Here is a 13479-nt window from a genome sequence, read left to right on the forward strand (position 1 = left end):
CCCCCGATCTGGCGAAGCGAGCGAGGGGAGGCTACGCGATGGCTCGTGCCAGATGCCGTCCAAAAACGGTCGTGTCCTCATCGCGGCCGGCGGAGAATACCTCGCCCCAGCCTTCCCATAGGTTGAGCGCCACCCATCCGTCTCCAGGCCCGACGATGCGCAACAGAGTCCACGGGCCGCTTCCTGGTTCGGCATATCGATCGTCGCGACGGCTGAGTCGATGACCAATCACCTTGCCGGTGTAGCGAACACCCTCTTGGCCTTCCTCCACTGCCGTCCCAGGCAGCATGAAGATGCGGGAGATCTCATCGCGCACCGCAGCGTGAGGCCCGCCATTCGGATTCAAGACGAGCCATGCCGGCGGGGCGTCCGCCACTGCCTGCTGGGCGTCGGCAACCGGATCGCGGTAGTAGATGTCTTCGGCATTGCAACACGAAGCAGCTTGAGCGTCGCGTCGTTCCCCTCGAAAGTATTGGGCGGTCTCTCGTTCGTACAGGTGCTGCTCTTTACACGTTCTCGGGGGGAAGGGATGCCCGTGATCGGAGCGACGTTCTCACCGCGGTGTTGAGCAGGTCTTCGTAGCGTGAATTTGTACCTGCCGCGGCATCTCCGTTAGCGTTCGCGCGTGGGCCGACGATTCGTTGTCGTTGCTGGTGCGGTAGTCGCGATCCTCGTGGTCGTGCCGGCTCTCGCCGCGTCGCAACCGTATCGCGTGGTCCACGCGTCACCCGTCGCGCGTTCCGAGAGCGCCGTCTTCGACGTCATTGGACACATCGACCGGAGCCTGCGCACGACGCGATATGTTCACGCGACGCACATCGACGAGGCTGCGGGGCGCTTCGACTTTGACTGCTCGGGCATGGCCACTTGGGTGCTCGCACGTTCGGCGCCGGCAGCTCACGACGCCGTGATGCGACGCAACGGACGACGGCGTCCAGTGGCGAGCGATTACTACGATGTGATCTCGCAAGCTCCGACCACGAACGCCCACGACGGTTGGCTTCGCGTCGCGCATGCGCGCGATTTGAAGCCGGGAGATCTGATCGCTTGGCGCCGTCCGCAGGCGATCGTTTCCAGCAACACGGGGCACGTGCTGTTCGTGGTTGCGGCGCCGCAGCAGGTCGATCGTGAGGGCCGGCGTTTTCTCGTCCGCGTTGCCGATGCCACGTCGATACCGCATGGCGATGACACTCGCCCGCAACGACACGCGAGCGGGTTCGGGTACGGCACCATCGCGCTCTTCCTCGATCATCCGGAAGGCCAGGTCGTCGCTTACGGCTGGCATGGCCTTGCGACGCGCATCGACTTTCGGACGCCAATCGCCATCGGTCGCGCGATGCAATGAGCCGCTCAGCGCACGGCTCGGACGTACTCTCCGGGCGTGACGCCGGCGATGCGCTTGAAGTGCCGGTGAAGCTGGCTCTGGTCGTAGAGCCCAACGCGCGCCGCGACCTCCGCCTGAGGAACGCCCCGCGCGAGGAGCGCCCCTGCGAGGCCGATGCGCCGATGGGTCACGTACGCGTGAGGCGGCAGGCCCACCTCGTCGCGGAAGGCACGACAGAGGCGGAACTTGTCGAGTCGCGCGTACGAGGCAAGGTCGTCGAGTGCAATTGTCTCCGTGAAGCGCGCGTCGAGCAGCTCGCGCGCTCGTGTCACCGCGCCGGCCCACGCGCTACGCGGACGGGACGGGTCTCGACGCGCAGTCGCGAACTCGCAAAGGGCCAGGAGCGCGTCGCAGGACGCACCCTCGAGTTCCGCAGGAGAGGCGTCGTTGCGAAGCAGCAAGCGATGCAGCTTCGCCAACGGTGCAACGCGCGGATCGCGCGAATGGAGCGCGTTTTCCTTCGGCGCCGACAAGGTGCAATCCAATGTCGCTCGCGCCTCGTCGACGACGCGCGTGTCGAAAAGGACGACCTGAAACCGTCGTTGTCCGTGGCGGGCGTGCTCGGAAAAAACCTCTCCGGGGACCTTCACGTCGATCGTGCCCGGACCGCTCGACCAGCGCGCGCCTCGAAGCGACCACTCGGACCGGCCGCTGAGGTGCAGTGCGGTGGCGTAGCGGTCCGTCACGCACGTGAACAGATGCCCGTCGCTTCGGAACTTCCCGACCGTGACGCCGGGGAGTGCCGCGGGGCGGGAGAACGCGATGCGGTATCGCCCTCGCTGTGCAGCCGAGAGATCCATTGATCCAATGATACAGCGCGGTTGCGCGCAGCGCTTGGGCGTTCTTGGCAGCTCCTGAACCGTTTCACCAAGAACGCCCAATCCCTGCAGGACGCTTGGTCGTAGATGCATGGCATGAACGGCAAGCGAACCGCACTCATCACGGGCGCGAACAAGGGGATCGGTCTCGAGACGGCCCGCCAGTTGGGCCAGCAGGGGATGACCGTGCTCGACGGAGAGCGTGGCGCCCGCGCTGTCGCAACGTTGCGCGGAGAATCCATCGACGCGCGCTTCATCGCGCTCGACGTGACCGACGCCGCGAGTATCGCCGAAGCGTCTCGCATGATTGAGCGCGACTTGGGACGTTTGGATGTGCTGGTCAACAACGCGGGCATCATCCTCGGCCGCCCCAAGCCGAGCGAGACGCGACTCGACGACGTCCGACGCGTGTTCGAGGTCAACGTCTTCGCGGCCATCGCAGTGACCAATGCCATGCTCCCGCTTCTCCGCCGCGCGTCGCCCGCCGCGCGCATCGTCATGGTGTCGAGTGAGATCGGCGGGCTCTCGAACCATGGCGACCCAGATTGGACGTACGCCTGGTTCAATGCCATCGCGTACCCCGCGTCCAAAACGGCGCTCAACATGGTGACCGTGCAGTACGCGAAGGAGCTCGCTGCAACCGGCATCAAGGTCAACGCCGCGGACCCGGGGTACACCGCGACCGACTTGAACGGCAATCGCGGCACCCAGACTGTCGCGGAGGGCGCGCGGGCGTCCGTGAGACTCGCGCTCCTCGATGACGCCGGCCCGACCGGCGGGTTCTATGACGCGCGCAGCCAGGTGCCGTGGTGACCGTTCTGCCAGCCAGCAGGGGACGGCGCCACATTCACATCGGATCCGACGTAACGGTCTCGCACAGAGGAAGGGCAATCCATATGACGACGAAGGTGACGTTTTCGACGAAAGCGGGGGGGACAATCGAGGGCGCGCTTTGCGAGCCGCCGGGGGCAGGCGTCACCGGTGCGCTCGTCGTGGTCCACGAATGGCACGGCCTCAACGAGGTCATGAAGCTGCACTGCGAGCGCTTCGCCCAGGCTGGTTTCCTCGCGCTCGTCCCGGACCTTTTTCACGGCAAGGTCGCCAAGGACGACGACGAGGCAGCAAAGCTGCTCGGTACCTTCGACTTCCAGAAGGCCGTGGGAGAGATCGGCGAGACGGTCGCCTACCTCCGTTCGCATCCCCGCTGCAACGGGAGAGTCGCGGTGACCGGCTTCTGCTTGGGCGGAGCGCTCACGCTCGCTGCCGCACGCTACATCCCGGCCTTGGCGGCGGCGGTGCCCTTCTACGGTCTTCCACGGTTTCCATCCGACGAGTTCACCAACGTCAAAGCGCCGATCTGCGGACACTACGCAAGGGTCGACGACTGGGCGAACCCCTCGGTCGCCGAAGAGATCCAGCGGAAAGTGCGCGCCGGCGGCGGCCAGATGGATCTCTACATCTACGACGCCGGCCACGCCTTCATGCGCTCGACCGATTCCTCCAGGTACGAGCCGAAGAGCGCAGAGCTGGCGTGGCAGCGCACCGTCGACTTCCTCCAAAGGCACATCGGCTGACGACCACCGTTCTCGGCAAGCGGGCGAGCGGCACGAAAGGCGGCGCGAGGACTCTTTCAGCTCAGTTGACAGCAGGTCGCTCAGGCCTCGCTGCATGAGCTGCGAGACCTCCTCGCGGCCGCTCCCTTGCCGAGCCGACGAAGCCCTCTCCAGTGCGCGGCTACGCCGTCAAACGCCGGATGAAGTGACCCGACGCCCTCGGTGGGTCACGGTTTGGGAGCGTGTGTCACGCCGCGGTACATGGCTCCGTGCGGGGCGGTCGCGATGACCGTCGACATCGGTGTGCCGGTGGCTGGGTCGACGAAGCGAACGAGCTTGTCACCGTCGGTCGTCGTCGCAACGATGATGACATCGTCGCCCTCCTTGTAGGCGGCCAGCCCACGAAGCCCCGAGTTCAAACTCTCCCTGAACGTCGTGGAGTAGGTCCACGTCTTCGATTTACTATCGTAGACGTATTTCCTCACTCCGCCCGGGACACCTGCATTCACACCCATACCGTCGACGGCGACGTAGAGACGCTCTGCCCCCGGCTTACCATCGAGATCGACGAACTCGAATTCGGAGGCGCCAATGGGGTCGGTGACGACAGGGGTCTCGACCTGCGGCCCCGTCGTCGGGAGTCCGGTACCGATGCTGACGATCCTCCACTCATTGGTCGAAGCGTAAAGTTGGTCTTCGAAGATACGCACACAGTTGTGGGCGTAATACGGAGCTACGACTTCAGTTCCGTTCGTCGCGCCGCCTGCCACGCTGTTGCCGAAGCGCAGATATTGGAGCGGGCCGTCCCCGGGGTTGTTGTTGGCGTTCCCCCCGATCCAGATATCGTTGCCGGAGATTGCTGCGCCGCCGACGTAGTTGGCAGCGAATGAATCGGAAATCAGCGTCGACGTGTCCACGCTACCATCGGCGGTTATCCGAGCGACGACGCGAGGGTTGTCGGAGGGGGCCGAGCTATAAGGAGGCGTCGCGTCGTCACTGTGCCCCGTGTAGCCCGTGACGACGACCGAACGACCATCTGTCGAGCTCGAAATCGCGCCTTCTCGAACCTGCGACGGGGCGGCTGTCTGCACAATGGCTCGTTGATCGCCGTTGACTTGGGTGGGCAAACGGATGCTGCGTACGAGCGTGTTCCCTCCGAGCTCGTACTCGTCGAGAAACAGCTGCCCTGCTCCCGGGGAGATGCTGCCGCCGTCGAGCTCGCCTACCCGGAGAACCACGATCTTGTGGGCTGGCCCAGCATCGTCGGTCGCAGCATCGTCGGTCGCAGCATCGTCGCTCGCGTCCCCGGAATCGGCGTCGGTGCCGGCATCGCCTCCGTCGTGCAGCGAGGCATCTTCGACGGTGGGGCGATCCCCGTTCGTGTTTCCACCGTCTCTTCCGCCCTCGCTCGGCCCGTCCGAACGCAGCGCCTCGGTATCGTCGCTGCACGCGTACGTGAACATGCCGGCAGTGACAGCAAAGACGAACGTCAAAGCACAAGTCCTACGCATGAACACGCTCTCCGTTCCGAGCTTGGAGCTGCTTTGCCCTGCTCAAGTAAAAGTGCGTGGCTCGCGACGTCCGTGATCACCAGATTCGTACGGGCCCGGTCGATTTCTCCTCTCGGTCTCCCGGTCGGCTCCGCGCGCCCATGGTCGCGCTTTCACGCCGGGGGCTCGTGAACGAAGGTGACGAGCGTCGACCGAGGTGACGACCCGAACTTCCACCCGCCTGGCGAGAGAGCTGCGAGAGAGCTGCGAGAGAGCCGCGAGAGAGCCTACAAGCGGCGCCAGGTGACGCCGGACCGACGCCGGCGTGAGGCACGCGAGGAACGGTGGTAAAGTACGCCCACTCGCGTGGCAACAGGTGTTTGGGCGACGATCGCCGGCGTTCTGGTCGTAGCGGGGTCGCCGTGTCCTCGTCTCGAACGCAGGCGGATGCGCGCCGGATGCGTCGTTCGCTTTGTCCGGCTCGCGATGGGCGCGCTCGTTTGCGCGCTCGTCGTGTCGCTCGGAGGCGAGGCGGATGCTCTCGAGGCCCACGTGGAGGAACGGGAGGTCGTCGAGCTGACGATCGCGGGCAGAACGGACCCGAAGCTCGAAGCCTCGCTTGCCGAGCTCCTTCGGCATGCGGGATTTTCCCCGCGATTTGCGCATGTGGCGCGACCATCACCGAAGAGCGTCACCACCTCGCCATATCTCGTCGCCGTCGTTTCGCTCGACCTGACACGAGTGGACTCGATCGAGCTCGTCATCGTCGACGCGCGCCACGCGACCGTGCTTACGCGCGGCGTGCCCACAGCGGACTGCCTCGATGAGATCGCGCGCGAAGAGATCGGCCACATCGTCCTCTTCGCGGTCGAGGCGATCCGGCGGGGCGAGACCGTCGGGACCCCGCAGCCGCGGGCGCTCGTTCTCGCTCCGCCAAAAGAACGCGCGAGAGGCGAGCTCGAGACGGTCGTGACGCTTCGGACGTACGCGAACGTCGCGCCCGTCGTGGTCGGAGTCGGCGCTGCGGTCGGGGCGTCCACTCGCGTGAGCTCGTTTCATCTCCGTGGCCTCGTGGGGTTCGAGCAGCGCTCCGCGGTCGTCGTCACGACGCGCGCCGCTTCTGCCCGATTCGAGCAGCGATCCTTGAGGATCGCGGTGTCGGCGGGCGTGCCGCTGAGCGCGCGCACCGAGCTCACCCTCGCGGGCGGCGTTTCCGCGGATCTCCTCGCGGTCACGACGACGGCGCTTCGTGCAAACACCGAACGCGTGCGCAACGCCTCGGACCTGGTGCCGGTCCTCGACGCGACGGGAGGGATCACCTTCCAGCTCGCGCCTCGCCTCTTCGTGAGCGGAGCCGTCGGGGCGGAAATGCCACTCTCCACTACGGAGTACGCGCTCGAAGCCGAGCGCAACGTCGTCTTTCTCGCACCAGATGCCGTGCGCCTCGTCGGCCGGTTTAGCCTTGGCGTGAGTTTCTGACCGCCTTTTAGCTCAGGCGTAATGCCTCGCGATCGAATTCGCCGTGGCTCGTGATCAAGTTCGCCGGCGAGCGATCACTTAAGGCCATGGCCCAGGCGCTCATGCTTCGTCGTGTCGCGGTGCTCGTCGTCGCGGCCAGCCTATGTAGCGCGGGGGGCGCCTGCTCGTCCGGGCGCGAGATCCTCGCGAAGGAGGGCCCTCCCGTCTTCGGCTCCGAGACGGAAGAGGCTGGCGCCGACGTCTCGCCGGATCTGCTTGCTGAGCTTTGTCCGTCGACGGAGTGCCCCCCGGGGCGCGTGGCTTGTCCGAACAAGCCATTCCCCTGCGCCGTCGATCTCTCGTCCGACGACGAGAATTGCGGCGCGTGCGGGGTTCGCTGTCGGCAGGACGAAGCATTCCTGGAGACGTTTCATGCCATCATGACGTGCTCGAACGCGGCGTGTCAGTTGGTCTGCTCGCCCGGATACGCCGACTGCAATGGCAACGTCGAGGACGGCTGCGAAGTCGAGACCCTCGAAAACCCGAAAAACTGCGGTGCATGCGGGACTGTCTGCGACGTTTGCTACGCAGGCAGGTGCGGTTGCAAAGGCTCCGACACCTACTGTCCGGGAGCGGGCTGCGTGTCCCTCTATTCCAGCGACGACAACTGCGGCGCGTGCGGCAACGCCTGTCCCGAGAGCCCGGAGAGCAACAAGCCGCCGTTGCCACCGGAACAGCACGCGTACTACGGCTGCGCGTTCGGCATCTGCGAGCAGCCAAAGTGTGACCCACCGCACGCCGACTGCAACCACGACCTCGGAGATCCCAACGGCGACGGATGCGAGGTCGCGGATATCACTTCCGACCCGAAGAACTGCGGCACATGCGGGAATGAGTGCGGCCCGGGCGAGTCTTGCTCGGACGGCAAATGCATCTGTCCTTGCGGTGCCCCCTGCTTCAATCTCAACAGCGACCCCGACAACTGCGGACTATGCGGGTTCTACTGCCCTGGCGACAACCGCTCTCGGCTTCTCCAAGCCACGTCTCTCGGCGTGGCCGATCCTGCGCACGGTAGACCGATTTGCGATCAAGGAGTCTGCGGATACCGCTGTTCGAGCCATTGGGGCGATTGCGACGCGGACATTTCGAATGGCTGCGAGACGAGCCTCCTCGTCGATCCTCTCAATTGCGGAGCGTGCGGTGTTCGATGCGACGGCATCGAGGGCCAGGCATGCGTCAACGGTCAGTGCCTGATGAAGGAGTGTCCGGAGAAAGGAGGCACGCGATGAGACTCCGCTGGATCGGAATCGGTGGCGTCATTAGCGTCGTCGTGCCACTGGCGTGTGCCAGCGAAGGAGATGTCGGCCCGCAGGGACCGGCCGACGCGGGGAGCGGCGCTGACAGCGGTGTGGTCGCAGACGGCTCCGGAGACAGGGCCGACGCCGAGGTCGACGCTGAAGCGGGCATCGACTCGTGCGCCGTCTTGGGGCTCTGTGTAGCTTCCGCTCCCATCGACTCGAGCATCAACTTGACGTCGGTCTGGGGATCGAGCGCCAGCGATGTATGGGCTGTCGGAACGAACCGTACGGTCGTCCACTACGACGGTTCCAAGTGGGAAAAGCACGTCATCGAGAACGACCCAACGTCGTCGGCCACGATGCGAGCCGTCTGGGTCGGTAGATCCGACGACGTCTGGATCGTCGATGGTCTCGTGCTGCGCCACTCCACCGGCTGGAAGGGGGACGCGACGGAATGGTCCTCCTACCACTTCTATCCTCCGGGCACTGCCACCGGCAACGCGCCCTTTGGCCTGAGTGGGAGGGACGGTAGCGTCTGGATCGCGCGTCTTGGATGGGTGCAATACGATCCCCCCGGGACGCTCATCAAGTGCAGCGGTTGGGGCGAGGGTGGCGCTCTCGTCGATGCCGAGCACTTGGGTTACAGCGGAAACGACCAAACGTACTTCACTTCCGGATACGGCGCGGTCGCGATGACTCGCGCGGACGAAGCGTGGGCGACGAGCCTCGCGGTGGCGGTGTGGTCGGGGTCTCGCGTCATGCGCGTCGTCCGGTCGGACACCGAGCCAACGGTGTGGCGGCACGAAGAGTTCGATAGCCGTACCGTGAGGGAGCTGCACGGCATATGGGGCAATGAGGATGTCGTCTGGCTCGTGGGAGAAGGGGGAGTCACCCGTCGGATGACGCGCTCCGCGATCCCGTCGAGAGCCTTCGAGGTCATCGAGACTCCGGTGAATGACACTCTCCGAGGGGTCTTCGGTTTCGGTCCCGACGACGTGTGGGCGGTCGGCGACGAGAGCACGATCCTGCATTGGGACGGGCAGTCCTGGACGAAGCTCGCGACGCCCTTCGACGGTGCAGGCCTGAAGCCACGGCTCTTCGGGGTTTGGGGTAGCTCGAAAGACGATGTGTGGATCGTCGGAGGTGGCGTGGTGATCCACTTCGAGAGGAGGGGCGCGTGATCTTCGCTCGTAAAGTGAGCGCTTTCAGCGTCGGCACGGCATTCGCGCTCAGCCTCCTCTTCGCATGTGCGAACAGCGAGGTCGGGTCGGGGCCGCCGCCGTCGCCGCCACTCGTGCTCGATGCCGGCCCTGAGGTCGCGCCCGATGCCGCGCCCGATGCCGCGCCCGATGCCGCGCAAGAGGTGCCCGATGCGACTGCCGCCGTGCCAGGTAAGTGTAGTCGCGGCGGATTCTGCTACGTGTCCATGCCGGTACTGGCACCGCTCATCGCGGTTTCTGCGTCGAGTATCGACGACGCCTGGATGCTTCCGAAGGATACCCAAACCATCCTCCGTTGGGACGGGACGTCCTTGAAGGAGGTCTACGAGTACACGGGGACCACTCCAGAAACGATCTCCTTTCGCGCGATTTGGGCCGAGAAGAAGGACAACGTATGGGCCGTGGCCACGGACAAAGATCGCTACTACATCGTTCGTTATGCGCCGACGGGCGGTGGACCGGCCGTCTTCCGTGAGTACCCGACGGAGCAGCTCGCGCCGATTTACACGGGCATCGCGTGGGTGAACAGCGTCTGGGGCACGCCCTCATCGGGCGCGCTATGGGTGGCCGCTGGGAGTGCGATTCTTCGCTTTCGCGACAACGGCAGCGGAGCGCTCGCCGTCGATCGCTTCGTGCCGATAAGCGTTACCGGCGGATATTACCAATGGTTCTCCGTCTGGGGATTCGGTGACAAGGACGTTTACCTTGGCGGTGGTGAATATGCCGGGAGCGTCTCCCGTGCCGCCATTGCCCACTACGATGGGACTGCCTGGTCGATCGAAACTTCCGCTTCGGACGGCGAGTCCGTCTACTCGCTTCGAGGAACCCCGGTCGGCCAACCACGCCAGCTTTGGTATACGCGGTGGCAAGATCCCAGACGCAGCTCGACGCGCATCCTGCCGATTGGCGCCGACGGGCAGCTCGGTGAGGAGTTGCTCGTTTCCGAAATGCCCGCGTGCAACGGGCGCTTCGGTGGTGCGGCGACGCCGATGGATGGATGGTTCTCCAACGGGCTCCTCGTCTGCCGATGGACGGGAACGAAGTTCGAGGACGTCCCCACGTCCGTCGGCGGTCTTCCGGTCGTCCAGCAAGTGAACGGGGTCTGGGCGGGGAGCGCGGACGACGCGTGGATCGTCGGCGCGTCGGCGACGGGGCGCGGCGGCTTCGCTGCGTTGCGAACGCGCGCAACGGCGGAGGGAGGCAAGCCATGATGCCGCGCCGCGTTTCGATCGGTGCCTTCTTCACCGCCGGATGGCTCGTCCTCGCGTGTACGTCGGTGGTCGTGGAGCCCGCGCCTCAGGACGTTTCCCCGGACGCATCCGTTTCGTCTTCACCGGAGGACGCGAGCGTGCCGGAGGACGCGAGCGTGCCGGAGATCGTCACTCGCGATGGAGGCGTGCCTCGCCGCCTCGACGTGACCTGCGAAAAGGATCCCTGCTACGTCTCGGTCAGCGGCAATGGCGGTCGGCACTTCTGCGGTCTGCTGAAGGACGGCACGGTGCGGTGCTGGGGGCGAGACACGATGTCCACCGTGTCCGCGCCAGAAGGTGGCGTGAACGGCGACGGTGCCCTCGGGCGAGGTACTCCCGTCTCGATTCTCGAGGGCGCCACGCCGGCGCCCGTCGTCGGTCTCGACGGTGTCACGCAGATCAGCGTCGGCCCGAATCTCGGCACGTGCGCGCGCAGGTCGGACGGCTCGGTGGTTTGTTGGGGCCGCAACGAATACGGCCAGCTTGGCCAGGCGCCGACGCAGGCGACCCTACCGCTGCCGACACGCGTTCCGGCGCTCCCGCCGGTCGACTTCGTCGCGCTCGGTGCGCGCACGGGCTGCGCTATCGGCACCGCGGACCACGCTCTTTACTGTTGGGGGCGGCGCGACGACGTCATCGGCGGCGCCATCGACGCGGGCGACGATTCGGACACGTTCCCTCCGCAGATCATGCCGCTCTTTCCGCCTCCGGTACGAGCGCTCGCGATTGGCTCCTCACCTGACGACGACACCATCATGACCCTCCTCGACGGAGGCGTTCTCGCGACACTTGGCGCTCAGCCGGTGGGTGATTCCTCCGTCAAACCGTCTACGGCGTTTCCGATTACGCTCGCAGGAGTCGCCCGGCTTGGCGTGTTCGCCTACGTGGGCGACGACGGACGCCTCCAGCGCTGGTATCCGAGGAACGGCGAGCTCTACATTCCAAGTCCCAACTCGGTCGTCGAGGTCGCGATTTCGTCCGTGGACGGGCAGGGGGGCGCGCTGCTCTCGGACGGGCGCCTCTTCCGTTGGGGACCCAACGCGGCGGGAACGCTCGGACTCGACCCGGAGATGTTGGAATTTGCCGAGTATCCCGTGGAGATGAAGGACGTCACCTCCGATGGCGTTGTCTCGTTCGCGACGACCATCGGATCGACCTGCGCCTCGCGGGTCGATGGCACCATCAGGTGTTGGGGGGCGAACACTCGCGGCGAGCTTGGGCGCGGAACGGTCGACGGGATGGCTCATCCAGAATCCGAGAAGATCCGATGAAACGCATCGCGGTTGCTGCTCTCGCCGTCGGAGCGATCTTCGCCTGTGGCGACGAACGTAAAGCCTTCGCACCGAATGTCCCTCCGACCTTCGAGCTGGAGGCAGGCTCATCGTCGTCGAGCTGCGGCGTCGCACGTTGCGCGCGCGATCTTCACGCGATCGTCGACGAATGTGACGAGTCGCACGTGATCAAGTCATGTGCAGCGAACGAAGGTTGTTCGGACGCCAAGTGCGTTCCTGCGTGCGAGATCGACAGCGCATCGACAGGATGCGAGTTCTTCGCTGTCCCGCCTTCTCCTCAGCCAGAGAGCGCCGGATCGTGCTTCGCGGCCATCGTCACGAACACGTGGGACGCGCCTACGCGTATCGATGCCGAATACGCCGGCAGGTCGCTCGATCTTGCGACGTCGGCGAGGATCGTGCGGTCCGAGAATGGCGAGGTCGTGTATGCGCCGTTCTCCGGGGAGCTCCAGCCCGGCGAGGTCGCCGTGCTCTTCCTCAGCGCGAGCCGAAATCAATCCCAGTCACAGAACGTCCCTTGTCCCCTCGGCGTCATACCCGCGCTCGAGGACACGTCGCGCAACGGCACGCTGAGAGCCTCCACCATCCAGATCAAAACAACGGCGCCGGTGAGCGCTTACAGCATCTATCCATTCGGTGGAGCCACGAGCCATACCCCCGGTGCCTCGCTCCTTCTTCCGGTTAGGGCGTGGAAGAGCGGTTACGTCGTGACGAATCCTGCGGAGATAATGCGTCGCGGCGGCAAACCGGCCTACGCCGCAACGCAGATCGTGGCGGCGGAGGACGACACCGACGTGGTGGTGATCGGAAGCCAGCATATCCAGCCCGGCCGCGACGTCGAGGGAGCGGCGCGAGGTGTGCCGCAGACCTATCGGCTACGCCGCGGCGAACAACTTCAATTCGAGCAGGATCCCGAGCTGACGGGGACGCGCATCTCGGCAAACAAGAAGATCGGCGTTTGGTCCTCTCACGCGTGCATGGATATTCCGACTGGCTATTGCTGCTGCGATTCGGCGCATCTTCAGCTCTTCCCGGTCGGCACGATGGGACGCGAGTATGCTGTCGTCCCATACCTCGCGCGCGCGGGCGCCGAGGTCGGGGAGGATTACCTCTTCCGAATCACCGGTGCCGTTGACGGCACTGTCCTCACCTACGAGCCTGCGCGGCCGGAAGGCTCGCCCGCGACCATCGACGCGGGCGAGTCGGTACCCTTCACGAGCCGGAGTCCGTTCGTCGTGCGAAGCCAGGATTCCGACCATCCGATCGCGGTGTATGCGTTCATGACTGGGGCGATCGAGGGCACCGGCGAAGGTGATCCCGACTTCACGTCGGTGGTACCGACGGAGCAGTATCTCGGGCGCTACGTCTTCTTCGTCGATCCGACGTATCGCAACTCGCAGCTCGTCGTCGTGCGGTCGCGCGAGGAAGGCAAGAGCTTCGAACCCGTCGTCCTGGACTGCGCCGGCCCGCTCGATGGTTGGCAGGCGGTCGGAACGTCCGGTAAGCACGAATATACGAGCGTACGCCTGACGAAGAGCTTCGAGCCACAGGCCGTAGGCACCGGGACCTGTGGTGCTGGACGGCACGTGCTCGAGAGCCGAGGTCCGGCCGCGGTGACCATCTGGGGCACGGACAACTGGGCGAGCTACGGGTATCCGGGCGGGGCGGCGATCCGCTCTCTGAACAACGTCGATCCGGTGGTGAGGTAGTGCTCGG

12 protein-coding genes are annotated in these 13479 nt (G+C 65.4%); 9 read left to right on the forward strand and 3 right to left on the reverse strand.

The window, feature by feature from the left end; all coding sequences use genetic code 11:
- Positions 1-31 precede the first annotated feature (31 nt).
- On the reverse strand, positions 32-376 hold the full coding sequence (locus AKJ09_RS23335) for a hypothetical protein (RefSeq protein ID WP_146649417.1): 345 nt from the start codon (positions 374-376) through the stop codon (positions 32-34).
- Between the two features lie 249 nt (positions 377-625).
- Here AKJ09_RS23335 and AKJ09_RS23340 point away from each other — a divergent pair, with 249 nt between their 5' ends.
- Positions 626-1345: a hypothetical protein gene (locus AKJ09_RS23340; RefSeq protein WP_146649418.1), complete on the forward strand. Its 720-nt coding sequence runs from the start codon at positions 626-628 to the stop codon at positions 1343-1345.
- A gap of 5 nt (positions 1346-1350) precedes the next feature.
- Here the strand turns inward: AKJ09_RS23340 and AKJ09_RS23345 are convergent, their stop codons facing one another.
- Positions 1351-2184: a helix-turn-helix transcriptional regulator gene (locus AKJ09_RS23345; protein ID WP_169927785.1), complete on the reverse strand. Its 834-nt coding sequence runs from the start codon at positions 2182-2184 to the stop codon at positions 1351-1353.
- 114 nt (positions 2185-2298) lie between these two features.
- Here AKJ09_RS23345 and AKJ09_RS23350 point away from each other — a divergent pair, with 114 nt between their 5' ends.
- Together AKJ09_RS23350 and AKJ09_RS23355 are read left to right on the forward strand one after the other, a co-directional pair.
- Positions 2299-3015: an SDR family oxidoreductase gene (locus AKJ09_RS23350; RefSeq protein ID WP_146649420.1), complete on the forward strand. Its 717-nt coding sequence runs from the start codon at positions 2299-2301 to the stop codon at positions 3013-3015.
- An 83-nt stretch (positions 3016-3098) separates the two neighbouring features.
- Entirely contained in the window at positions 3099-3776 is a 678-nt protein-coding gene (locus tag AKJ09_RS23355; protein ID WP_146649421.1) for a dienelactone hydrolase family protein, read from the forward strand.
- A gap of 206 nt (positions 3777-3982) precedes the next feature.
- On the opposite strand, the gene AKJ09_RS23360 is transcribed toward AKJ09_RS23355, so the two are convergent.
- The gene (locus AKJ09_RS23360; protein WP_169927786.1) at positions 3983-5266 is read right to left on the reverse strand and encodes a hypothetical protein; all 1284 of its coding nucleotides are present in this window, start codon (positions 5264-5266) and stop codon (positions 3983-3985) included.
- 465 nt (positions 5267-5731) lie between these two features.
- Between AKJ09_RS23360 and AKJ09_RS23365 the strand changes: the two genes are divergently transcribed.
- From AKJ09_RS23365 to AKJ09_RS23390, 6 genes are read left to right on the forward strand one after another with little or no spacing between them, the layout of a single operon-like run.
- A complete protein-coding gene (locus AKJ09_RS23365; protein ID WP_205633784.1) occupies positions 5732-6724 on the forward strand; it encodes a hypothetical protein in 993 nt (330 codons plus the stop codon).
- A gap of 50 nt (positions 6725-6774) precedes the next feature.
- Entirely contained in the window at positions 6775-7992 is a 1218-nt protein-coding gene (locus AKJ09_RS23370; protein ID WP_146649424.1) for a hypothetical protein, read from the forward strand.
- Entirely contained in the window at positions 7989-9182 is a 1194-nt protein-coding gene (locus AKJ09_RS23375) for a hypothetical protein (RefSeq protein WP_146649425.1), read from the forward strand. The genes AKJ09_RS23370 and AKJ09_RS23375 overlap by 4 nt, the downstream gene beginning before the upstream one ends.
- Positions 9179-10432 carry a hypothetical protein gene (locus tag AKJ09_RS23380; protein ID WP_146649426.1) on the forward strand — a complete coding sequence of 418 codons (1254 nt, stop codon included), beginning with the start codon at positions 9179-9181 and terminating at the stop codon, positions 10430-10432. The genes AKJ09_RS23375 and AKJ09_RS23380 overlap by 4 nt, the downstream gene beginning before the upstream one ends.
- Positions 10429-11742: an RCC1 domain-containing protein gene (locus tag AKJ09_RS23385; protein WP_146649427.1), complete on the forward strand. Its 1314-nt coding sequence runs from the start codon at positions 10429-10431 to the stop codon at positions 11740-11742. Before AKJ09_RS23380 ends, AKJ09_RS23385 begins: the two co-directional genes overlap by 4 nt.
- Complete coding sequence (locus tag AKJ09_RS23390) at positions 11739-13472, forward strand: IgGFc-binding protein (RefSeq protein WP_146649428.1); 1734 nt, start codon at positions 11739-11741, stop codon at positions 13470-13472. Before AKJ09_RS23385 ends, AKJ09_RS23390 begins: the two co-directional genes overlap by 4 nt.
- Positions 13473-13479: the final 7 nt, after the last annotated feature.

Origin of the sequence: Labilithrix luteola, from assembly GCF_001263205.1 — a bacterium.
Lineage (GTDB): Bacteria > Myxococcota_A > Polyangia > Polyangiales > Polyangiaceae > Labilithrix > Labilithrix luteola.